Genomic DNA, 21,436 nt, shown 5'->3' on the forward strand with positions numbered 1-21,436 from the left:
CCTCCTATCGAACTGCGTTAAATAAAGTGTCAAATATCTGCTGCGCCGTCGTCATTATGCGGGCTGATGCTTGATAAGATTGCTGGAAACGCAGTAGATTTGCCGCTTCTTCATCTAAGTTCACCCCTGACTCACTTTGCACTCTGTCATAAGCTTGTTGGTATACAGCATCGGCTGAGCCCAACGAGATTGCTGCCGATTTAGCTTTGCCACCAACAGATAGCTTTGTCTGCTCGAACACATCATTAAGTGTGGATTTATTGCCATTCATCAATTTAGTTTCAGCAAGCTTACCCATGGCTACCGCGTTGGTGTTATCACCTTCGGCGAAAGATAAATCGAAGGTAAACCTGTCGGTAGCACCGGCGGTACTTTTCACTTCAAAGCTAAAACCGAAAGCTGTAATCGTGGGCGCCGTGTATGGACTAACGCCAAGGGATGTTCCTGCAGCATCAAAAGCCTCGTAAGTGCCGGCAGTCGTATTGATGGCAAAGGTTATTTCTTGTCCCGTTACAGGGAAATTAGTCGCACCACGGTTAGTTACCGATAGCATTTTGACTTGGGTGTTACCTGAGTTAGTTGCATCAGGTGTGATTTTTGCGCTTGCGGCGGCAATGCTTTTAGTGTCAGTCATGACTTTATTAATGCCTGCTGCAGCACCGGCATTTGGCCTGATCTCAAATCGGTCGCCGTTAGCGAATGCGCCTGAATCAATGTATATATGAAATCCATCCCCTCCTTCAAGGCGACCTTCAGCAACATTGAGTGTCAAGGCTTGAATTTGACCGGTTTTGTCATCCTTTAGCTCATAAGTCCCTGGTGCAGTAAAGTTAAGCTCATAGTGACTACCTGTTAATGCCGACACTGATTCAATATTGACTCTTAAATTGGCCGTGCCTGTGTTTGTTGAGTATTCCCCCACACGTCCCGAAGACATACTGGCATCATTAATGTCAGTAAAAATGTTGCTCCCCACTTGTCCAGTTAAATCAAAACCATCGCGCTGAGCTTGGTTAAAGGTATCCGCAACCCCTAACGCTAACTGACCTAACTCTTGATTGGCCGGGACTAAAGTGTTTTCCACAAAGTTGTACAATGAGGCAAGTTTGCCCCCAAGTGACGATGGATCAACATTAAGTGATTGAGTCCCCACGGTTGTAGTGAGTCGTGGCTCACTTGGAAAAGGATCACCTGTTGTCGTGGACATTTTCATTGACACTTCGCCAGACACTAACATCACTGAGCCCCCTAGCATGATGCTTTTTGCTCCAGTATCTAAGGGAATGACATTAACTTGAGCGTATTGACTGAGCTCTTGGATCAATAAATCTTGCTTATCTAACAGCTGAGCATCTTTATCACCGGATTTCATCAACTCTAAGTTAATGTTACCGATTTCCTTGCTAATATCAGAAATTCTGTTCGTAATCGCAGTAATTTGGCTATTAGTTTGCTTTATCTGACCATCAAGGTGTGATTGCATCTGATTCAAGCTTTTAGCAAGTTGATCTGCTGAAGTTAATGCTGTGCCTCTGATCCCCAAATCACTCGGAGTATTCGCCACCGCATCCATACTCGCAAATAAGCCATTGAGGCTATCAGGTACGACTTTGCCGATTTGTGAATACAATTTATCTAACTCACTCAGTTTGTCGTAAGTCGTTTGCGCTTCACTTTTGGCCGTCTGCCCTATGCGTAATTCCCGCGCGGCATAATCGTTATATATTCTTTTAACGTCGGAGACATAAGTACCTGTTCCGTAGTAGTTTCCGCCTAACATTTGCGAGTCAGTCGTTGCTTGCTGGGCCACCTGTCTGTGATAGCCTTCTGTGTTAACATTGGCGATGTTACTACTGGTCACCCCAAGTTGTGACTGTGAAGCCAATACACCTGTGCGAGCGATATTAAGTAAGTCGATAGCCATTATTTATTCTCCCCTGCTAACACAGATTTAAGTCCATTAGTCACTGAATCCATGACTTGAAGCACTTTCTTGGCATAATGTGGATCTGTGGCATAACCTGCTTTTTGCAATGCATTAATAAACTTAACGGGTTCATTCGCCACTTTGCGGGCTTCTTGATAACGCTCACCATCTTCAAGAAATGACACAAAATCTTTAAAGCTTTGTTCTAAATTGTCATACATGCGGAAATCAGCTTTTTGCTTTACCGCAATACCTTTCTCAAATTCGAGTGTGCTTACAGTGGTTTTATTACCGCCCCAGCGCTTATCCGCTTTGATATTAAATAAGTTGTTACTTATGGTGCCGTCAGTACGCCTGACCATTTTCTTACCCCAGCCGGTTTCCAATGCAGACTGCGCAATCAATACCTCTGGTGTTGTGCCTAAAGACTTTGCGGCTTTTTCTGCGTGAGGATAAAGCACCGAAACAAAATGCTCAGGCCCAGTGAAAACAGCATTAGCGGCAAGATTTTTTGACTTAGGCAAGCTATTGCCGCTAGAGATGTCTCCTCGCAGCACTTGTTCAACCCGCTGTAATTGCGGCTCAGATAATGAAGGCTTTTCGATTGGGCTATGTACTTGAGCAATCTGTTTAGCAACTTCGTCTGCTGGAGTTGCTAAGGCATGGTGGGAGGACGCTATCTCTGCCAAAGAAATAACTGGAGTATTAGCCTGAGCTTCTTTGTTCACAAACATACTTGGAGCAATATTAGTTTCAAGGCCACCGCGTAACACGGATGCTGGTGTTACAGGGCTTTCATCTGGGGAGAGTTGCTGCACCATAAGATCAGCCAGCCCCAACATGCCTTTACTTGATAAATCCACCGACATTTGTTGATCACGCATTTGCTCGAAAAACTCAGTCGTTTGGCTATTCATTGGACTGTCAGATTTAAAGGCGGCATTGGCATCTCGCATGCTCTTCATTAGCATTTGGATAAAGATACCTTCGAACTGTTTAGCCGCCTCTCTAAGCGTGCCCTTCTCGTCTTTCTGAGCTTGCGCACGGAGTGAATCCAGTCCCGCTAGATCCAGAAAGTGCGATGAATTTGACAGCTTTTCCATGATGACACCGACAGAAATTAGATGATGATAAGTTCACCATGCAAAGCTCCTGCCATCTTTAACGCTTCGAGTATTGCTAATACATCTGATGGTGCTGCGCCGACTAAATTTACCGCTCTAACTAGCTCATCTAATGTTGTGCCTGGATTAAACATAAACATCCGGCGATCACGTTCCGACACATCAATGGTGCTGTTCGCCGTTACTGCGGTTTGGCCGCCAGCCAAGGCATTAGGCTGAGTCACTTGGGTTGATTCAGCAATCGTAACGGTTAAGCCGCCATGGGTCACCGCAGCTGGCAGTAACTGCACATTCTGCCCTACCACTATGGTGCCAGTACGGGAGTTAACAATCACTTTGGCTGACTCATCAGCAATGGTCACTTCAATATTCTCAAGCGTTGCTAAGTAAGATACCCGTTGGGATGCATCCCTTGGGGCACTCACCTGAATTGAGCTAGCATCAATTGCTTTGGCCATCCCCGGGCCTAATAAGTCATTAATCGCATCAGCCATATTTTTGGCGGTAGAAAAATCGGCTCGGTGAAGGTTAAAAGTTAAATGATCGCCACTGGCAAACGGACTTGGTACGCTGCGTTCAATAATTGCACCATTAGGAATACGGCCAACTGTGGGGGTGTTTTGAATGACTTGCGAACCGTCTAAACCTTCAGCGCTAAAACCACTGACTACTAAGCTACCTTGAGCAATTGCATACACATTACCATCCACCCCTTTTAGAAAGGTTTGTAGTAACGTTCCCCCGCGCAAGCTCTTAGCTTCACCTAAGCTAGAGACTGTGATGTCAAGATTTTGACCCGGCTTAATAAACGCAGGCATCTCTGCATGAACAGCGACCACGGCAACGTTTTTTGAATTAGGTCTAACTGAATCGGGTAAGTTAATGCCAAAGTTTTTTAACATGGTTCTAAAGGTTTGCTCGGTATAGCGAGTTTTTTCACCTGTACCAGGCAAACCCACGACAAGACCATAGCCTATTAGTTGGTTACTGCGAACCCCCTGCACATTAGCCATGTCTTTGATACGCTGAGCATAAATTGGCATAGATAGCATCATTGACGTTACGGCGGCCAAAAAGAATATCGATTTGATTTTCATGCTATACACTCCTAGAAAGGCCACCATTCACCGAGGAAAAATTGCCCTAACCAACCCACTTTTTGTGCGTCAGCAAAAGTACCAGTACCGCTATATTGAATACGCGCATTAGCAACACGCATTGATTCAACGGTGTTATCAGGCTTAATGTCTTGGCTGCGCACTATGCCAGTAACCCGGATAAACTCATCGCCATTATTGATGGATATCCACTTTTCGCCGCGAATAACCAAGTTGCCATTACTGAGTACCTGCATCACATTAGCCGAGATACTGCCGTCTAAACTGTTGCTTTGATCCGCATCTGACTCACGCTTGGTGTTATAAGCATCCTTATAGGTAAGATCCAGCGGCACCCCCTTAATGGTGACATTCCCTCCCCCAGCAAAAATGGGGTCCATACTCATGTCTGAGCCTTTTTTAATGTCATTGGTGGCGCTTTTTTTCGCTTGAGTTGACTCCATCAATACCACAGTAATAATGTCGCCAATTTTATGAGCCCGCATATCTGAATACAGGCTTGATGCTTGGGAGTCTAAAAAAATAGATCCTGTTGACGCTGTTTGTGTCGTCGGCGCATCCGGATACACTGGAGCATAAAAAGGATCGTCAGGAATTGGCTTTCGTTGCTGAGTAGAGCTACAAGCACCAAGCAGAAAGACCATGAGAAGTACTATGGATTTATTCATAATATTGCCCTACAAATTCTGATTAATATAAGCAAGCATCTGATCAACCGCTGAAATCACTTTTGAATTCATTTCGTAAATTCGCTGACTTTGGATCAAGTTAACTAACTCTTCAGTCACGTTAACATTGGAGGTTTCAAGCGCACCTTGCCTAATCGCACCAAGTCCATCCAAAGATGCTGTGCCTTGGATCGGCGTGCCACTAGCGCCAGTTTCTGTGTAAAGGTTTTGCCCAAGTGGATCTAGGCCTGATGGATTAATAAAATCTGTCATGGTAATTTGACCGATAACCTGACTCTCGACAGTACCTGGGATCTTAACTGATACCTCACCACCGGCAGACACGGTAATACTGGTAGCATTTTCCGGAATAGTAATAGCGGGTTGCAGCACATAGCCAGAACCTGGAGTTACGATTTGACCTGTATCATCTAAACTAAATTGACCATTTCGAGTGTACGCAGGTGTACCATCAGGTAATTGAACCTCAAAAAATCCTGGCCCTTCAATCATTAAATCCAATGAGTTGTCAGTGGTCAGCATATTGCCTTGGCTAAACATTTTTTGGGTTGCCACGACTTTGGTACCCGCACCGATATTTAAACCATTAGGTAATTTGGTGTTGTCGGCACTGATCCCACCGGCTTGATTGACCGTTTGGTAAAGTAAATCTTCAAATACCGCACGACTTTTTTTATAGCCAATCGTACTGGCATTCGCCACGTTGTTAGAAATAACTGAAATATCAGTTTGCTGGGCATCAAGGCCGGTTTTACTAATCCAGAGAGCGGGATGCATAATCTATACTCCTAACCAATTCGCATTAAGGATGAAGACGCTTGATCGGTTTCTTCTGCCGTTTTCATCATCTTCACTTGCATTTCGTACTGACGTTGAATGCTGATTAACGCCACCATTTCTTCAACTGGGTTGACATTGCTTGCCTCAATGGCACCGCTTTCAACTTGTACACGGGGATCTTTAGCGGCGATTTCACCTGAGGTCAGACGAAAAAGCCCATCTTCACCGCGCATCATTTGTGAGTTGTCAGGGTTAACTAATTTAATACGGCCCACTTCTTCAATCACTTCAGCAGTAGCCCCTTGCGGGCGGATTGAAATAATTCCATCAGGAGAAATCTGTAATTTATCAATGGGTAAAGGTAAGACAATTGGACCAGAGTTACCCATTACTGGATTATTACGGTTATTAAGCAGTAATCCAGTATTGTCAAATTTAAGCCCACCCGAGCGCGTATAAGCTTCAGAACCATCGGGGGCTTGCACCGCTATCCAGCCGTCACCTTTAATGGCGATATCAAGATCTCGTCCTGTGGTTTTAAGCGCACCTGCTTTAAAATCTGAAGTGGCGATTTCAGTCATCGCAAACACACGTGACGGCAAGCCTTCACCGAAAGCCTGCATAGAACGGGCTTGAGTGAGATCTGATTTAAAACCATCAGTGTTAGCGTTGGCCAAATTATTGGCTCGTACCGCAAGCGCGCTCATATTTTGCTTCGCGCCGCTCATGGCAACATAGAGAAATTTGTCCATCTGCTGCTCCGTCAAGTTTTTGCAATGAAAAGAATATACCAAGATAAAAGCAAACATTGTGCCAAGTTGAAAAAAAAGCCAGATAACCTCAACTCGGGTTAAGAGATGAATAAATGGAGTTGAAATAATCTAAATTCAATATCTTATGTTCAAACTTGAACTTTGCGCCGATAACAAGGCGAATTAACCCGTCAATAGCTAGCCTATTGCAAGATTTCTTGTGTAAAGGAGCAACACAGTTAGCGATGCAAAGAGCTGTTTGATAAGCATTTATTATTCCGAACTGAGGTTAGATAAGGATTAATGTAATGAAAGGTAGGAGATTAGATACTTGGGAAATAAAAAGAGCGTTTCAATGTACTGAAACGCCCTCTAAACAAACTGATAGATAAAGGGGCTAGCGGATCTGCAACACAGTTTGCTGCAGCGTATTGTTCACTTCTAAGGTTCTAGAGTTAGCTTGGAAGTTACGTTGGGCAGAAATCAAATCAACCAGCTCAGTGGTCAAGTCGACATTCGACTGCTCTAAAGCCGAAGAGCGAATACTACCAAATGTGCCGCTATTCGCTTCGCCCGCAAGTGCAGGGCCTGAGTCTAAGCTGGCCTTCCAAGAAGTATTTCCCACCTGAGTCAAACCTTGCTCATTCGCAAAACGCACTAACGCTACCCGAGCTAGCGGCACTGTAGAGCCATTACTGTACTTAGCAGTCACCAGTCCATCGGAGCCAATGGATACATTAGTCAAACGGCCAACTGTGGTGCCATTTTGAGTAAGCTCTGTCACTTCAAAAGCTGATGAGTATTGGGTGGGATTGTTAAACCCTATGCTCAGTGTTTGGGTACCGTCAGCTCCTGGGCCTAAAATACCTGCGCCAGGTACGCCTAGCGCTTCAGTAGTTAATACTGCTGGATCGCTGCCAGTATAGGCGCCGACATCATTAAACTTAAGTACAGAACCACGCCAGCCACCAGCCGTTTGGGCTAACTGCGGCGTATCAGCCACGCGATCGCCATCGGTATCTGTCTGATAGGTACCGACATCAGTACCAGCAAGGTCAACCTGTTTACCGTCAACAGCATAGAAAACAACCCAGTTACTCTCACCTGTGTATGATCCATTCGTTGGTTTGACAAAATAGCTGGTCATAATATGAGATTCACCTAATGAATCGTACATAGTTACAGACGTTGATTTATTGAATGTTTTAGGGTCCGTAGGATCAAAGGCAGCAGGATCTAAAGCTGTTTCACCTGAGTTCAAATTCATTTGCATGCCAATAGTGCTTGTTTTTACCGGACTACCTGCGGTATCAGGTATTTTGACAGGTTTTGTCGTTGTTAAACTCACTGAGGTTGAACTACCAGCCTCATCCACTGGGAATGCTTGTAAAAAATTACCCGCTGAATCCACCATGTAATTATTTGAATCGACTTTAAATGCACCTGCCCGTGAAAAAGATTGATCTTGAGAAGTCCCAACTGACGCTGAAGTCACAAAGAAGCCACCGCCACTAATGGCTAAATCCAATGCATTGTTAGTAAATTGCAAGCTGCCTTGATGGAATTGTTGCGCCACTTGGGTCGTCGTCACACCACCACCCACAGCGGTCTTACTATTAGAGAAGATAGAATTAGCATAGACGTCAGCAAATTCTGCTCGCGACTCTTTAAAACCAATAGTGTTAACGTTCGCAATGTTATTTGCTGTTGTGTTTAAGTCTTTCTGCGCGGCTGCAATGCCACTGAGTGCAATGTTAAACGACATAATTCACCTCTTACCTAATTCTGTGCCACCAATGACAATTTTATGACAGTCATGCGTATTATCGATTTTAACTGGCTAATTTACGTTTCTTTTACCGCTAAAACATCAGCAAGTTTAATGCCACCTAGTCCTCTGAGGTTCAAAATAGCCCCTGAGCTTGCGGTACCCAATGAGACGCTTGTCACATGCGCATAGGTAGAAACTGGTAGCTCTTGAGCTTTACCATCAACTTTGCCGCTGGCTTTAAGCTTATATTCACCACCTATGGCAGGCTGGCCGCTAGCATCTAAACCATCCCAGGACACATCGACGTTACCACCGGCACTGCCATCAAGCTTAAAGCTTTGAATTAGCTGCCCTTTAGAGTCTTCCACCCTGACGGTAATATCTTTGATTTTTTCTGGGGTACTGATAACGCCATTAACTGTTGAGCTCTCTGATGAAAGGTAGCCAGTATCCGATGGGATAAGGACTTTTCGGCCGACAAGACCAGATGCTTGTAATGCTTGGCTGGAGCTGGTGACACTAGTCAAATTTAAAATTTCTTCATTAAGTTTAGTAATGCCGTCTACGGTTGAGAAGGATGCCATTTGCTGGATCATCTGATCATTATCAACTGGTTTAAAAGGATCCTGCATCGACAACTGTTGGCTTAATAGTGCAAAGAAGTCTTTTTGCGTCAGCTGCTGATCTTTTGCCTCTGGCACTGCTGATTCTGTCGGTAAACGAATACCATCAAGAAATGGGTTCCCAGTAGTTGTCGACTGAGTATTCGTGGCTGACGCCACTGTACTTTGCGGGTTATTCGCTATTGTCGATGACTTTGTCGTCGCCTGAGGCAGAGACTGACTCGAAGGATTAACTATGCTCATAGATTATCTCCTTGAATAAACATGTTATTTACCCATCCTTAGTGTTTGTTGCAGCATGGTTTTAGTGGCATCAGCAACCTGAACATTCATTTGATAGGAGCGAGAAGCCGAAATCATATCTGCCATTTCTTCCATCACGTTCACGTTAGGTTTATAAATAAAACCATCACCATCTGCCATAGGGTGACTTGGAGAGTACTCTTTGAGTAACGGTTTATCGCTCTCCACTATTGCCCGAACTTGAACGCCTTTGGTACCGTTAAGCTGATCGTGTGCCTTATTCAGTTCAGCTTCAAAAATAGGGTGCCTAGCTCGATAAGTTTTATCTACGCTGCTTGAAACAGAATCTGCGTTAGCAATGTTACTTGCCGTGGTGTTCAAACGTACGGATTGTGCCGCCATACCTGAACCTGAAACATCGAAAATATTAAATAAACTCATGATTAATCACCTCGCAGCGCTTTTCTCATACCTGAGAATTTACTTTCAAGAAAACCTAGGGACATCTGGTATTCCAACGCATTTTGCATAAATGAAGACTGCTCTTTTTGCACATCAACCGTGTTACCATCACCAGTATCAGGCTGATTTGGCACTCGATACTTAACGTGTTGCTGAGTAATGCTAGTTAAATCAAAGTGCTTTTCCGAAGTACTATTCATAGATAGCCCTTTCTGATGTGAGCGTGCACTTTGCATCGCCGATGAAAAATCAACGTCCTGCGCTTTATAATGAGGGGTATTAGCATTGGCGATATTGCTCGATAACACTTCTGCCCGCTGTGAGCGGATCCCTAAAGAGTATTGATGCACACCTAACGCATTTTCGAAGTTAATCGCCATAATTTTGCCTCCATCAGCTAACTCATGAAAACAAAGCAAAGCTCATGCCAACAAAATCAATAAATACGAGTTATTGCTTGTAAAAAATAAAAGCGCTGAATAAATCAGCGCTTTTATGGGGAAAAATGAAAGGTTGAAGCAGAATTGCAGTCGCTAGCTCAGATTGCTTTAGGTCTTCTTCTGATAATAAATACCCGGATTACAGCGCACCATATCAAATTCTTCAGTTAAACCTGCAATTGACTCAGATGCGCCAAGAAACAGTATGCCTTTAGGATTTAAAGCGGCAGCAAATTGCCGCAATATTTTTGCCTTAGCATCCGGTGCAAAATAAATCAGCACATTACGACAAAAAATAATGTCGAATTTTCCAAGCAAAGTATAACTTTCTAATAAATTATGACTACGGAAGTTAACTAAACGCTTCACATTATCTTTAAGCTTCATACTGCCTGTAGGAAGCGGATCAAAAAACTGACGTTTACGTTCATCAGAAAGTCCTCGTGCCAATGCCAAGCTGTCGTACTCTGCATTTTTACAACGTTCAAGCATCGAAGGGGATAAATCTGTTGCTTGAATGGTTGCATTACCAGCCAATGCACCAGGTTTTTTCTGCTGATACTCTAAAATAGTCATAGCTAACGAGTATGGCTCTTGTCCAGATGAGCATGCCGCTGACCAAATTTTTAATGGACGGCCTAGCTTACTGTATTCAGGCAGTAAAACATTATTCAGCAATTCAAAAGGATACCTATCCCTAAACCATAAGGTTTCATTGGTTGTCATTGCATCAATAACTTCTGCACGCAGCTGTCTCTCTGACGGCTTCATCGAATGTTTAACCACCTCAGTCAATGAGGGTAAATTATATTTCCCCATTAAAGGAGCGAGACGGCTTCTTACCAAGTACTGTTTGTTATCGCCCAACACTATGCCACTGTGTTGTTCTAAAAACAGTCTGAATTGATTGTATTCTGCTTCATCGAGCGTTTTGTCAGTCACATTTATTTCCTAATCATTTTGAGCCCAGAAGAAACTCATAAACCACGAATGCGTGGGTTATCCACTCGGTATCAACGCTTCTATTTAATGTAGTTCAAAATTAAATTTGTGATTAAACATTTTAGAAAAAATCATTATAAACTTAAATGCTTATTCACTGCAGAAGCCAGCTCATCAGGATTAAATTTAGCAATAAAGTCATTCGCGCCCACTTTTTGTACCATAGCTTGGTTGAATACACCGCTCAAAGAAGTATGCAATACCACTTTAATATTCTTAAGTTTTGGATCATCACGGATTTCTGCGGTTAAGGTATAGCCGTCCATCTCAGGCATCTCGATATCTGAAATAATTAACGGAATTTCCTTTGAGACATCATCCATTTCTTTCGCTATTGCTTTAAGTTTCTCAAGCGCTTCGCGACCATCTTTTGCGGTATCAATCTGTAAATTAAGCGACTCTAATGAACGAATGATCTGCTTACGGGCAACTGCTGAATCATCAATCACCATAATATGAAAATTTTGCTCTTTATCTAGGGTGATTTGCTCGCTTAATTCCGCACTGATGCTAGTTTTAACTGGAGAAATTTCATCAAGAATTTTCTCTACATCTAAAATCTCAACCAACTCACCTTCAATTTCGGTCACGGCAGTCAAGTAGGAATAACGGCCAGCACCTTTCGGTGGAGGCATAATATCCGCCCAATTAGTGTTAATAATACGCTCAACAGAGCTCACTAAGAAGCCTTGAATACTACGGTTGTACTCAGAAATAATAATAAAACAATCTTTGGTGCTCGCCAGTGGACGGCCACCTGTCGCGGCGCTCAAATCGATAACTGAAATGGTTGAACCACGAATATGAGCAACCCCTTTTACAAAAGGGCTTAGTTTAGGCAATGTGGTCAATGGTGGGCACTGTAACACCTCTTTAACTTTAAAAACGTTAATCCCAAAGCGTTGACGACCGTTTAGTTTAAACAGCAACAACTCAAGCCTGTTTTGCCCAACCAGTTGGGTGCGTTTGTTAACTGAATCAAGAATACTCGACATAACACTGCCTTGTTGTTTGTGAAAGCTATACCCCTAAGGGCACGATTATTGTAATTTCGGCCATTTACGCCAAATACCGCGATAGTCATTGATGCATTTTACTTGCCCTAGTAGATGAGCTTGTTAAATAAGCCAAGTCATCTGCAACAAATCTATATCGGCATATAAATTGCTTATTATCCATCACTTTATCATTATATACATGTTTACGTTAATAAGAGTAATCGATACGTCAAGTTTCTGACTTAACTGAACTCACATAAAACGGGTATTATCTATCATTCACACAAAGTATAGGTGCATTCTGGCAAAACACGCTAGTCTCTTCATTATGAAAGTAAAAGTTTTCTTCGCTTTATTATTATCACTACAAACTTTGCCCGTTTTAGCGGACGAAGTCACACACGTGCCTTCAATATCGGCCTTAACTGAATTAGCTAAAGATGCTGTCGCCAATAAAATTGATGCGCCAGAGAATGCAAAAGTCCTTATCACACCTCAGAATATTGACGGCCGCCTTACTCCACCAGCCTGCTCATCCCCTGTAGAAGTCGAACTCGCATCAGAGCGAGAGATAGGCCGTAATAACACAGTTAAGCTCAGCTGCCATGCACCTAGTCTAAATTACCTTTGGCAAGTCTATATATCAGTGAGAGTTGAAATACTCTATCCCGTTGTTGCTGCTGATAGAGTCTTATCACCAGGTGCTTTGATTAGCAGTGATAGCTTACACATTGCCTTTATCGATCAATACAGCTTACGCGGGCAGTTTTTTACTGAAATAAATCAAATTGTCGGCAGTCGAGTAAAGCGAAGAGTCTCCAAAGACGCTCCCATTTTGAGCAGTAATTTATGCTTTGTTTGTAAGGGTGATCCAGTTTCTATTATTGCTAAGACCGAAACGATTCAAATAAAAACCTCAGGAGAGGCGCTTAATGATGGTAATCATGGCGACATGATAAGAGTGCGAAATAGTATATCAAGCAGAGAGTTAGAGGCCCAAGTCACAGGGATTGGCGAAGTTGAAGTAAAAATGTAAAATAGACTAAAGTTTACATGTTAACAGCCGATACCCTGTTAGAGAAACTGACTTATTCACGCTGGAGCCTATCATGGCAATTGATATTAACAAGCTAAATACAACGACACCTTTAAGAGCCAATAGAGATATGGCTGCTAAAGCAAACGATACAGCAACTAAGCAAAGTACTTCGAGTGTTAAAACGGATTCCGTGAGCATTACTTCACAAGCCCAGCAACTCCAAAGTGCCCAGGCAAAAATGTCATCCTTGCCCGAAATTGATCAAAAAAAGGTCGCTGAAATTAAGCTCGCGATTACCGAAGGGCGTTATAAAGTTGACCCTGAAAAATTAGCGGCAAACATTGCAAGCTTTGAAGCTGAACTCAGCGAACTGGGCCTTGATGCCGAGTAAAAATTAGTCATGCTTAACTAGGCTGCATTTAGTCAATTGTGTAACACACAGATGAAATGCATTACCTGAGCGTTCGATAACCCAATGACACAACTCAATTTGTGCATGGGCTAAACGGGCTAATTGTTACTCTTATTATGCTGTTTTACCCAAAACGAAACTATATGAGTAACCTATGACTGAACTGCTAAAACTCGTTGCATACCAACTTGGTATTCTTGCTAAATTAAAAACGCTTATAACCGAAGAAACTCAAGCATTGCACCAGCGCGATGCTGATTTACTTATGAGCTTAGCGAAAGATAAATTACAGTGTTTAAATGAACTTCAAATGAATGACACTAAACTGGCCAGTCACCAGGAAAATCATTTACTCAGTACCGAGGAAAACCTTATTGAAAAGGTGGCTCAAGCTAAGAGACTTCTTAAAGAATGCCAGGATAGTAATAAGCAAAATGCCAGCCTGATTGAGCTCAATATCGCGAGCCTTAACCGCTTCTCACAAGCATTACAAGTTAGTCGTAACGCAACAAGCCTAACCTATAATGATAAAGGCAAAACTTCAACGATATCGAGTCTTGGCGATGGGTTTAAAGCATAACAGTCAAATTAAGTATTCTTTCATTAGACTAAAAAAGCCGCATTAGCGGCTTTTTTGTTATCTTTTATAACATTAGCTTGAGACAATCAAATGGGCCTGAGTGCCGGTTAAAAGTAAGTCACATCTTTAACTTTTTTAGGCCGATTTTGCTGCTCGTACAATGCCCATACCAGTGAGAAATCCAGTTCTAACTCAGTAACATAATGCTCACCTGACGGATAACTTTTCACAACTCTAGCACCACGTATAAGACCTGACACATTGGCCTTTACATTATCATCGGTGAGCAACCAGTCACTCACACTTGAGTTTGCGGTGATCTTTTGACCGTACACTTGCTCAGCCAATTCACGATACGCCACGACTTTAGAAGCTTGCATTGCCATCAGAACTCTATGAGCTTGAATATCTGAAGGCTGGGTTGCTAGTGGCGCATAACCTATAGCGGTTAATTTAGGAAAGTTTGTAGGCGCTTCTGTTTCCCATTGCACGTACCTATCACCAGATGAGCATCCAGCTAATAGCATTGCCATCAATAATATAATTAATCTCATGGTTATTTCCTCACCCCTAGACTTTCTTTGCCTTCTGTTTCGTGGCGATAGAGTACACCGTCACGAGAGATTATTTTATTGGATGGCTCCAAATACCCAGAAAGAGTGACGTTAGCAGCAAATGTTTGCGCTGCAGATACAACACGATTATTACTCACATCAACCACTCTGGCATTCACTAATAAGCCTTCTGCTGTCAAACTCATGCTAGCAACCACCACATGTGATACGGGTAAGTCAGAGGGAAGCTGCAGCCAATCACGGCTCAGTATAAATTCACCTTGCTGAGTTGACCTTAAGGTTTCAGCCACATTCATGTCCACAAGATTAAACTCATGGGCATGAAACGCTGCAATCATACCTTGCTGTAACTGCAGGCCAAGCTCATTGGTTTTATCAAAGCTATCAAGCATTACTGGTGTAGTGACAAGTAAAGGCTGATCTGCTCTAAGGCTATCATTGTGCACTACAAGCTCATTAACCAGTTTTTCTGCTAGCACATTCACTTGCCCCTTAGGGGACAAGCCAACTTCATTGATATCATAGGACAGCTTCAATTTAGCAACCGGCTCTGTATTGTTTGGATTCACAACATGGCCCTGATTGTTAAATGAGAGATCTGCCGGTTGACGGGCACAGGCTCCTAAAAACAAGATAACGGTTACCACGGTAAACTTTTGCATAAGCAAATTCCTTTGGATGACACTAGTATTCATCGCCCTGCCCTTTATATCTCTAACATTGAGCCAATCGGCAAAATTTAGTCATACGTCTAAACTGATTTTAACAAGCAATTTTCAAGCCAACTTAGCTTTAATTCAAAGAGCAATCTAATGCTAGGCATTAAGCAAATATAAGCTCAAACCTAGAGGCATCTTAGTCAGATTGTCTGATACAAGTTATTGCTATAGTTAGCTTAAAATATGAATTTTAGCTGCTGTGATATTGGCTATTTATCGGCTCAGGTAGAACAAACTTTATGAATAAGATAGTGAAACCGTCAATCTCGAACTTAGAGCAGAAATATATATTTTTGGCGTAAAAATTGCTTATAAAATACTTTAGCAGCTTTAAAGCCACAATTTCGACATTATCTCGACATAGCACTGGGTTCTAACACTGAATGGCTCAGCGGTACGTTTTACATTTAAGTGCCATAGGTATTCATGATGCAATATTTATGCAGTAAGTATACACAGCAACAATACACATTAATGATCATGCATGAGGCTTCTACATGAAAGCACAGAAATTCATCTCTTCTCAACGCAAATTGAAGGCACTAAAGCGTCATATTACTCTTGCCTTAGTCAGCCTTGGTAGTTTGATATTTATGGCTCAAGCCTATAGCGAACAAGTTGAAGTTACGGGCAAGGCGCGTATTGTTAACGATGACTTTGACAAAGCTCGAGAGGATGCCATCAGTCAAGCACTCAACTATGCAAGCTTAAAGGCTGGGGTTAACTTCAATAGCGAACAAAAGATTGAACAAGGAAGACTGACCCAAGATTCTTTCTCGATGCAAAGAATGGGAGTTGCCGATAACATAGTGCTCGTCAGCGAATCTGTAAGTCATAATATCCTCACTGTAGTGTTAGCGTTGGAGCTTTCAGATCAAGAAAGCAACACTCAATGTCAAAAACAAGGCTTAAAAGCCGCCATTATGTTGCCCCAAGCCACTATTGCTGACAGAGCTCAACTTAGATACGGCCAGCTAGCCAAATTTGAGCAAGCCGTATCCCAGAAGCTTGGCAATGTGATCAATGCCCAATCAAACTATAGCTTTATGCGGATCCATGCTGATGAGAAGCTAGATCAAGCCAACACCCTCACAAACTTCAAAGGCTATAGGATCCCCTCATGGCTAGGTGAAATCACCGATAGTCAGTACTTACTTCAGCCCGAGATCTTGGATATATCACTACAAGAAGGCAGTAGCTCCTATATGGGATTTGTCTCTGAGCCAGATATCAGGCAGTTCAGCTTCAAACTCACCTTATATCACGGGATAAGCGGTGAAGTGGTTTGGAGTAAGTCATTTTCAGACGCTGCAGTATGGGAATTTGCACCTCAGGAAATCGTCTCACCCGCCAGCCACCAATTCTGGAACTCAGCTTATGGCCAAAGCATGCTCCAATTATTCCAAGAAAGCAGCCTAGCCCTTGATGATGAATTGAGCTGTAGGCCGTTACTCGGACAGATCATTGCCCGCCAAGGAGAAAGAATTATCATCAACCTTGGGCGTAAAAATGGCGTAAGAACCGGGGATAAGTTTCAAATAATTTTGCAGCAAAATATACCAGACAGATTTAACAGTATGAGAACCATAGCCACGGAAAGCCAAACGAATGTGACTATAGATCAAGTTTCTGAAGATACAGCAACAGCAGCTTTAGTTGGCATAGACGCAGCGGATAATATTCAATTACAGGACATTGCCCTCAAGCTTTAATATTCGCTATAAGAGCAACATAATAACCAAACCTCATGCTCGACATGACCTGAGCATGAGAATTATCCTCTGTGGAGCTGTATCATTGGGATACAAAACCACATTTAGCTTAAGTTTTAATCAGTTATCAGTTTATTTTATTAAACGTCATATCTTTTTATCGATATTTTTATATAATGGCCACTCATGTCCCAGTGGCACAGCTGGATAGCGCAATCCCCTCCTAAGGGATAGGTCGCAGGTTCGAATCCTGCCTGGGACACCATTCTATCTCCTCGCTGCACTAATCAGCCCTATAAGTCATCATTTCCTCTTCGAACTTGGTATTATTCATTAATTAACAACCTTTAATATTCCTTTAATAGTCAATAACTTGATTTTAAAACCAAAGCCTCTATCATCACTTATAGCTAATGTAGCAATTAATTTTATTCCAACTCCAAAGCAACTCACTTGTTGCAGACATATTGTTAACGGCTAGTTAAATGGACATTTGAAACCACCAAACTTGTGAATTTCAACTTAAAAGACAAGGACAGCACCAATGCGCGAAAATCTTCCCGTCACCGCAAAAGAGTTTTTTCTCACTGATGACGAACGTCTCGTTTCCAGTACGGATGAAAAAGGTAACATCGTTTATTGCAATGACGCATTTTCTCGAGTCAGTGGTTTTAGCCGCGAAGAACTTATAGGCCAAGCCCATAACATAGTACGCCATCCTGATATGCCAGAAGCTGTGTTTAAAAAAATGTGGCAAACACTACAGATGGGTAAAGTTTGGATGGGACTAGTTAAGAACCGCAGAAAAAATGGTGACTTTTACTGGGTTAGCGCTTTTATCACCCCTATTTATGAAAACAATCAGCTCATCGGCTATGAATCTGTCAGAGTTTCAGCGCTTGCCGATGAAAAAATAAGGGCAAGTAACATATATCAACGGCTCTCACGCGGCAAAGCACCAAAGCAAAAGCTGGAAAGTCTAACTCAGCATGCCAGTAGCTTGTTACCCACTATTATTCCAGGGCTTACGTTGAGCGCAGTGCTAGGGTCAGTTTATGGTCAAAATGCGGCGCTAATGGGCTTAATTACAACCGGTTTAGCTGCAATATGGAATGTTAAGTGCCAAATGAAAGACTGGGAGTCATTAATACAACTAAGTCCAAGCTCATTCTCAGATCCCATTGTTGCCCAAACCTATTTTGCCGATGTAGGAACAAAAGCCAGAGCAAAGCTCGCCTTTGCTAGTGAAATGGCGCGCTGCCGTACAGCATTAACTCGGATTAATGATTCTGTCGCTGGATTAGACACTATTTCACGGACCACTCGAGAAGAAGCCCAAAGCGCCAGCAACTCTATTGAATATCAAGGACAAGCCACTCAACAAATAGCCTCAGCCATTACTCAAATGACTCAGGCCATTCAGGAAGTAGCTCAGAAAATTGAAATAAACTCCCAAAGTGCAGAAAGTGCCATCGAATTCGTTAATGATGGTACTCGATTAGCTGATGAATCATTAATGTCTATCAATCAGTTAAATACCTCAGTCAACAGCATAGCCACCACGGTTAAAGAGCTGGCGGATTCAACAGAGCAAATCGCTCAGGCCGCAAATCTTATCAGCACCATTGCCGACCAAACCAATCTACTCGCCCTTAATGCAGCTATTGAAGCCGCCAGAGCCGGTGAGCAAGGCAGAGGCTTTAGTGTGGTCGCAGATGAAGTGCGTGCCCTCGCCTCTAAAACCCGTGAATCGACCGATCAGATCCATCAAGTTGTGAAGCAATTAGCCTCTAGAACCAAGAGTGCCGTTGAAGTCTCAAAAAAAGGGGAAGCCGCCGCAGAACAAGGGGTATTGGTCGTTGGACGAACCCGTGATGCGCTTAATGAAATTCACACAGCTGTGACTAACATTACCGAATTAACCTTACAGATGTCATCTGCGGTAGAGGAGCAAAGCACGGTTGCCGAACATATCAATAAACAAATTATTGAGATAGCTGACGGCTCAAACAATACACAAGCCACAGCGAAAAACTCACTGCAAGCCAGTGTTCATTTAGAAAAAACAGTCGCTGTACTCCGCTCTCTTATCAGACGTTTTACCTTGTAATCTCTTCTTCTATTAACCCAAGTTGAGGCTAAATACATAAAATGTCACACCCCAGCAGGCATCTGCTGGGGTGTGACATTTTCATGCATTAATAATGGGTATTGTTTCCCTATCTGTAGCCATGGCTTTATAATCAGCAACATTAAGCATTTTTGCCCGCAATTTCATTCGAGAGGCCCTGTGACACATACCTATATCCCCCTAGAAAACTACAAACGTAAATGGATTTTCAACCATAAAGACTTACCGGTTAGCGAGTCAGATAAAGCCGAAATCAAGCCGCTGACTGAAAAGAGCGCTATGTTGGTGTGGAACCAATGGATCAGCAATAAATCTAGCCGTGCTGAACAGTTTGCCAAGGGAGATTGGGCGGCAAAGGCTGATGCCTGGAGCCTAACTGAACACTGGCAAGCGGCCTGGGACAGTGAGGATGAGCAATTGCCTGAAGCTATTCGCGAGCATATGGATTGGGCTGCTGATACGCCGATTTTTTTCTGTTATGAAAAATATCAAGTCATTGAAACTCGCTGGGATGTGTTTGTCCGTAATTGGAAGTGTTTCTTATTTTTTGACGATGGCCCACTACTGGTATCACCAAAACAAAAACAAGCGCTGTTTTTCCAGCAAAATGGTCAATACCAATTAGGCGTTCGCGGCTAACTCATTGATGCCTAAGCTGCTAGCCAGCTGGCTTATTATGAACGATAAACTCCCCCCCTTTTATTAGAGTCTATTATGAATTTTTTCTCTATTTCAATTAACGCATTACCCATAAGCTTATGTTTACTGCTGCTAAGCAGTGGTAGCACTCCTATCGCAGCAAAAGAGGTCGCTGGAGCACAGATTGCAGCAACCTACCAGCTAGATTCAGGTTCACTGGTGCTCAATGGTTCAGGTGTTCGCAGCAAGTTTTTTATGGACTTATATGTCGCCAGTCTTTATTTACCTCAGGCTGAAACGAAGGCAAGCTCAGTCCTAGAAAGCCCAGTGCTAGCCATCCAGCTTGATATTCTTTCTTCTATGATAACTTCAGAGAAAATGAATGATGCCATTAATGAAGGCTTTGACAATGCCACCCATGGCCAAACTCAAGCTATAGCCCCTTCAATCACTCAGTTTTTAGCAACCTTTGATGCGCCAATTAAGGTAGCTGATAAATTTGTTTTTGTAATGCAAAAAGACAAAGGAGTTAGCAGTATCAAAAATGGCATTACCCAAGGAGAAATCCAAGATGAAGCATTTCGCCGCGCATTAATTGCTATTTGGCTCGGGGATGAACCCGCTCAAGCGTCACTAAAAGATGCCATGCTAGGGATAGATTAAACTGATGTATAACGAGTCATGCAAGCCATGACTCGTTACGTTAAATAGTGATTAAAAGCTCAGTGACACATTAATTCCTGTGGCTAATTGTCCGGCAAGATCATAACGACTGTCATTGATTGATGATTCCATTTCACCATTGAAAAAATAACCGCCATAGGCTGATACTTCCACCATAGGATCCACTTGCCAACTGATTCTAGTAAAACCTAACCACTCTTGTATCTCAATACTCTGCTCATTGTCTCCCGTTGCGGCGCCAACAGCAAAACGCTCCCTTCGTGCACTCGCCCCAAAACCAACATCAAGGCTAGGTGAAAAGCGGTAACTCAGCTCTAAACCAGCAGGACCACTGAAGCCTGGCTTAAAAGGATTGCTTAATAACCAGTTATCGCTAAGTTGCCAACGAACGGCTAAATAAGGCACTGTTTTTGCTTCATTTAAATCGTTTAGGTAAATCAGCCCAAGCCCCAAGACATTGCCAGCAGAAAAGCGCCGCATCGCTGAAAAGACCGCCCCATAACTTTGCGCATCACTTGCACGGCTGGTGTCAGCGTAGGCGTATTTGATTTGCGGGGATAACAACAGCATCCAGCGATCGCTAGGGCGATAGTTTAATGATACCGATGCAGAATACTGCTTAACCGATTGCCACGGGGCGATGTCATTATCAAAAAAATTCGTTGCCACTAGCCCTGAGCTTAACCTTGTCCAGTCGAATTCTTGGTTTTCATATTTAATACTACTGCCGATGGACCATTGACGATTAATAGGCATACGTGCCGACAAATCTAACGCCCAAGTATTTTTCTGCAGCTCAGCAACCCTATTCGAACCTGAGTCATCAAGCTCGCTATCCCCTTGATGAATACCTGAAAGGTTAAGCTTGAAGCCAGTTTCAGGTTTACCATCATCAGAGTTCTGAGCGCCAAGTAAATTGGTAGACATAAATGTGCTGACGCTAAGCACTATGCTGGTGCATAACACCTTGGTTAGTCTATGACGCTCAATATTTGCCATTCTATCTCATCCTTTAG

At 42.9% G+C, this 21,436-nt stretch carries 22 protein-coding genes and 1 tRNA gene; 8 read left to right on the forward strand and 15 right to left on the reverse strand.

What is annotated here, in order from left to right; all coding sequences use genetic code 11:
- Positions 1-4: 4 nt before the first annotated feature.
- From flgK to H5073_RS01865, 12 genes are all read right to left on the reverse strand, one after another.
- Positions 5-1,924, reverse strand: coding sequence for a flagellar hook-associated protein FlgK (flgK, locus tag H5073_RS01810; RefSeq protein WP_182676409.1), 1,920 nt, complete (start codon positions 1,922-1,924; stop codon positions 5-7).
- Positions 1,924-3,030, reverse strand: a complete 1,107-nt coding sequence (flgJ, locus tag H5073_RS01815; RefSeq protein WP_182676410.1) for a flagellar assembly peptidoglycan hydrolase FlgJ — start codon at positions 3,028-3,030, stop codon at positions 1,924-1,926. Before flgJ ends, flgK begins: the two co-directional genes overlap by 1 nt.
- A 17-nt stretch (positions 3,031-3,047) precedes the next feature.
- Positions 3,048-4,148 (reverse strand): flagellar basal body P-ring protein FlgI, encoded by a 1,101-nt coding sequence (locus H5073_RS01820; protein WP_182676411.1) that lies wholly within the window; start codon positions 4,146-4,148, stop codon positions 3,048-3,050.
- Positions 4,149-4,159: 11 nt separating this feature from the next.
- Positions 4,160-4,837 (reverse strand): flagellar basal body L-ring protein FlgH, encoded by a 678-nt coding sequence (flgH, locus tag H5073_RS01825; RefSeq protein ID WP_182676412.1) that lies wholly within the window; start codon positions 4,835-4,837, stop codon positions 4,160-4,162.
- Between the two features lie 9 nt (positions 4,838-4,846).
- Positions 4,847-5,635 (reverse strand): flagellar basal-body rod protein FlgG, encoded by a 789-nt coding sequence (gene flgG, locus H5073_RS01830; RefSeq protein WP_182676413.1) that lies wholly within the window; start codon positions 5,633-5,635, stop codon positions 4,847-4,849.
- Positions 5,636-5,646: 11 nt separating this feature from the next.
- Positions 5,647-6,390: a flagellar basal-body rod protein FlgF gene (gene flgF / locus H5073_RS01835; protein ID WP_182676414.1), complete on the reverse strand. Its 744-nt coding sequence runs from the start codon at positions 6,388-6,390 to the stop codon at positions 5,647-5,649.
- Between the two features lie 397 nt (positions 6,391-6,787).
- Complete coding sequence (flgE, locus tag H5073_RS01840) at positions 6,788-8,155, reverse strand: flagellar hook protein FlgE (RefSeq protein ID WP_182676415.1); 1,368 nt, start codon at positions 8,153-8,155, stop codon at positions 6,788-6,790.
- A gap of 80 nt (positions 8,156-8,235) precedes the next feature.
- The gene (flgD, locus tag H5073_RS01845) at positions 8,236-9,027 is read right to left on the reverse strand and encodes a flagellar hook assembly protein FlgD (RefSeq protein WP_182676416.1); all 792 of its coding nucleotides are present in this window, start codon (positions 9,025-9,027) and stop codon (positions 8,236-8,238) included.
- 24 nt (positions 9,028-9,051) lie between these two features.
- A complete protein-coding gene (gene flgC / locus H5073_RS01850) occupies positions 9,052-9,468 on the reverse strand; it encodes a flagellar basal body rod protein FlgC (RefSeq protein ID WP_182676417.1) in 417 nt (138 codons plus the stop codon).
- A 2-nt stretch (positions 9,469-9,470) separates the two neighbouring features.
- The gene (gene flgB / locus H5073_RS01855; RefSeq protein WP_182676418.1) at positions 9,471-9,869 is read right to left on the reverse strand and encodes a flagellar basal body rod protein FlgB; all 399 of its coding nucleotides are present in this window, start codon (positions 9,867-9,869) and stop codon (positions 9,471-9,473) included.
- A 168-nt stretch (positions 9,870-10,037) separates the two neighbouring features.
- Positions 10,038-10,877, reverse strand: a complete 840-nt coding sequence (locus tag H5073_RS01860; RefSeq protein ID WP_182676560.1) for a protein-glutamate O-methyltransferase CheR — start codon at positions 10,875-10,877, stop codon at positions 10,038-10,040.
- Positions 10,878-11,005: 128 nt separating this feature from the next.
- The gene (locus H5073_RS01865; RefSeq protein ID WP_182676419.1) at positions 11,006-11,926 is read right to left on the reverse strand and encodes a chemotaxis protein CheV; all 921 of its coding nucleotides are present in this window, start codon (positions 11,924-11,926) and stop codon (positions 11,006-11,008) included.
- 331 nt (positions 11,927-12,257) lie between these two features.
- Here H5073_RS01865 and flgA point away from each other — a divergent pair, with 331 nt between their 5' ends.
- The 3 genes from flgA (at position 12,258) to H5073_RS01880 (ending at position 13,960) form a co-directional block, all read left to right on the forward strand.
- A complete protein-coding gene (gene flgA / locus H5073_RS01870; RefSeq protein ID WP_182676420.1) occupies positions 12,258-12,965 on the forward strand; it encodes a flagellar basal body P-ring formation chaperone FlgA in 708 nt (235 codons plus the stop codon).
- Between the two features lie 73 nt (positions 12,966-13,038).
- Complete coding sequence (flgM, locus tag H5073_RS01875) at positions 13,039-13,359, forward strand: flagellar biosynthesis anti-sigma factor FlgM (protein WP_182676421.1); 321 nt, start codon at positions 13,039-13,041, stop codon at positions 13,357-13,359.
- A 175-nt stretch (positions 13,360-13,534) separates the two neighbouring features.
- Entirely contained in the window at positions 13,535-13,960 is a 426-nt protein-coding gene (locus H5073_RS01880) for a flagella synthesis protein FlgN (RefSeq protein ID WP_182676422.1), read from the forward strand.
- Between the two features lie 107 nt (positions 13,961-14,067).
- On the opposite strand, the gene H5073_RS01885 is transcribed toward H5073_RS01880, so the two are convergent.
- Entirely contained in the window at positions 14,068-14,514 is a 447-nt protein-coding gene (locus H5073_RS01885) for an LPP20 family lipoprotein (protein ID WP_182676423.1), read from the reverse strand.
- Between the two features lie 2 nt (positions 14,515-14,516).
- Positions 14,517-15,197 (reverse strand): FlgO family outer membrane protein, encoded by a 681-nt coding sequence (locus H5073_RS01890; protein ID WP_259394786.1) that lies wholly within the window; start codon positions 15,195-15,197, stop codon positions 14,517-14,519.
- 554 nt (positions 15,198-15,751) lie between these two features.
- Between H5073_RS01890 and H5073_RS01895 the strand changes: the two genes are divergently transcribed.
- The 5 genes from H5073_RS01895 (at position 15,752) to H5073_RS01915 (ending at position 20,399) form a co-directional block, all read left to right on the forward strand.
- Positions 15,752-16,966 carry a flagellar assembly protein FlgT gene (locus tag H5073_RS01895; protein ID WP_182676425.1) on the forward strand — a complete coding sequence of 405 codons (1,215 nt, stop codon included), beginning with the start codon at positions 15,752-15,754 and terminating at the stop codon, positions 16,964-16,966.
- 188 nt (positions 16,967-17,154) lie between these two features.
- A tRNA-Arg gene (locus tag H5073_RS01900) sits at positions 17,155-17,231 on the forward strand.
- A gap of 279 nt (positions 17,232-17,510) precedes the next feature.
- Positions 17,511-19,076, forward strand: coding sequence for a PAS domain-containing methyl-accepting chemotaxis protein (locus H5073_RS01905; RefSeq protein ID WP_182676426.1), 1,566 nt, complete (start codon positions 17,511-17,513; stop codon positions 19,074-19,076).
- 180 nt (positions 19,077-19,256) lie between these two features.
- Entirely contained in the window at positions 19,257-19,736 is a 480-nt protein-coding gene (locus H5073_RS01910) for a DUF2947 domain-containing protein (protein WP_182676427.1), read from the forward strand.
- A gap of 75 nt (positions 19,737-19,811) precedes the next feature.
- A complete protein-coding gene (locus tag H5073_RS01915) occupies positions 19,812-20,399 on the forward strand; it encodes a chalcone isomerase family protein (protein ID WP_182676428.1) in 588 nt (195 codons plus the stop codon).
- 51 nt (positions 20,400-20,450) lie between these two features.
- Here H5073_RS01915 and H5073_RS01920 read toward each other — a convergent pair whose 3' ends face one another.
- Positions 20,451-21,419 (reverse strand): autotransporter outer membrane beta-barrel domain-containing protein, encoded by a 969-nt coding sequence (locus H5073_RS01920; protein ID WP_182676429.1) that lies wholly within the window; start codon positions 21,417-21,419, stop codon positions 20,451-20,453.
- Positions 21,420-21,436: the final 17 nt, after the last annotated feature.

It is taken from the genome of Shewanella sp. SR44-3, assembly GCF_014163735.1.
In the GTDB taxonomy this organism is placed as follows: Bacteria; Pseudomonadota; Gammaproteobacteria; order Enterobacterales; family Shewanellaceae; genus Shewanella.

What these genes read in the sequence shown, in the direction of transcription:
- flgK (WP_182676409.1), bottom strand. Translation starts at nt 1,924, where the DNA reads ATGGCTATCGACTTACTTAATATCGCTCGCACAGGTGTATTGGCTTCA.
- flgJ (WP_182676410.1), bottom strand. Translation starts at nt 3,030, where the DNA reads ATGGAAAAGCTGTCAAATTCATCGCACTTTCTGGATCTAGCGGGACTG.
- H5073_RS01820 (WP_182676411.1), bottom strand. Translation starts at nt 4,148, where the DNA reads ATGAAAATCAAATCGATATTCTTTTTGGCCGCCGTAACGTCAATGATG.
- flgH (WP_182676412.1), bottom strand. Translation starts at nt 4,837, where the DNA reads ATGAATAAATCCATAGTACTTCTCATGGTCTTTCTGCTTGGTGCTTGT.
- flgG (WP_182676413.1), bottom strand. Translation starts at nt 5,635, where the DNA reads ATGCATCCCGCTCTCTGGATTAGTAAAACCGGCCTTGATGCCCAGCAA.
- flgF (WP_182676414.1), bottom strand. Translation starts at nt 6,390, where the DNA reads ATGGACAAATTTCTCTATGTTGCCATGAGCGGCGCGAAGCAAAATATG.
- flgE (WP_182676415.1), bottom strand. Translation starts at nt 8,155, where the DNA reads ATGTCGTTTAACATTGCACTCAGTGGCATTGCAGCCGCGCAGAAAGAC.
- flgD (WP_182676416.1), bottom strand. Translation starts at nt 9,027, where the DNA reads ATGAGCATAGTTAATCCTTCGAGTCAGTCTCTGCCTCAGGCGACGACA.
- flgC (WP_182676417.1), bottom strand. Translation starts at nt 9,468, where the DNA reads ATGAGTTTATTTAATATTTTCGATGTTTCAGGTTCAGGTATGGCGGCA.
- flgB (WP_182676418.1), bottom strand. Translation starts at nt 9,869, where the DNA reads ATGGCGATTAACTTCGAAAATGCGTTAGGTGTGCATCAATACTCTTTA.
- H5073_RS01865 (WP_182676419.1), bottom strand. Translation starts at nt 11,926, where the DNA reads ATGTCGAGTATTCTTGATTCAGTTAACAAACGCACCCAACTGGTTGGG.
- flgA (WP_182676420.1), top strand. Translation starts at nt 12,258, where the DNA reads ATGAAAGTAAAAGTTTTCTTCGCTTTATTATTATCACTACAAACTTTG.
- flgM (WP_182676421.1), top strand. Translation starts at nt 13,039, where the DNA reads ATGGCAATTGATATTAACAAGCTAAATACAACGACACCTTTAAGAGCC.
- H5073_RS01880 (WP_182676422.1), top strand. Translation starts at nt 13,535, where the DNA reads ATGACTGAACTGCTAAAACTCGTTGCATACCAACTTGGTATTCTTGCT.
- H5073_RS01885 (WP_182676423.1), bottom strand. Translation starts at nt 14,514, where the DNA reads ATGAGATTAATTATATTATTGATGGCAATGCTATTAGCTGGATGCTCA.
- H5073_RS01890 (WP_259394786.1), bottom strand. Translation starts at nt 15,197, where the DNA reads ATGCAAAAGTTTACCGTGGTAACCGTTATCTTGTTTTTAGGAGCCTGT.
- H5073_RS01895 (WP_182676425.1), top strand. Translation starts at nt 15,752, where the DNA reads ATGAAAGCACAGAAATTCATCTCTTCTCAACGCAAATTGAAGGCACTA.
- H5073_RS01905 (WP_182676426.1), top strand. Translation starts at nt 17,511, where the DNA reads ATGCGCGAAAATCTTCCCGTCACCGCAAAAGAGTTTTTTCTCACTGAT.
- H5073_RS01915 (WP_182676428.1), top strand. Translation starts at nt 19,812, where the DNA reads ATGAATTTTTTCTCTATTTCAATTAACGCATTACCCATAAGCTTATGT.
- H5073_RS01920 (WP_182676429.1), bottom strand. Translation starts at nt 21,419, where the DNA reads ATGGCAAATATTGAGCGTCATAGACTAACCAAGGTGTTATGCACCAGC.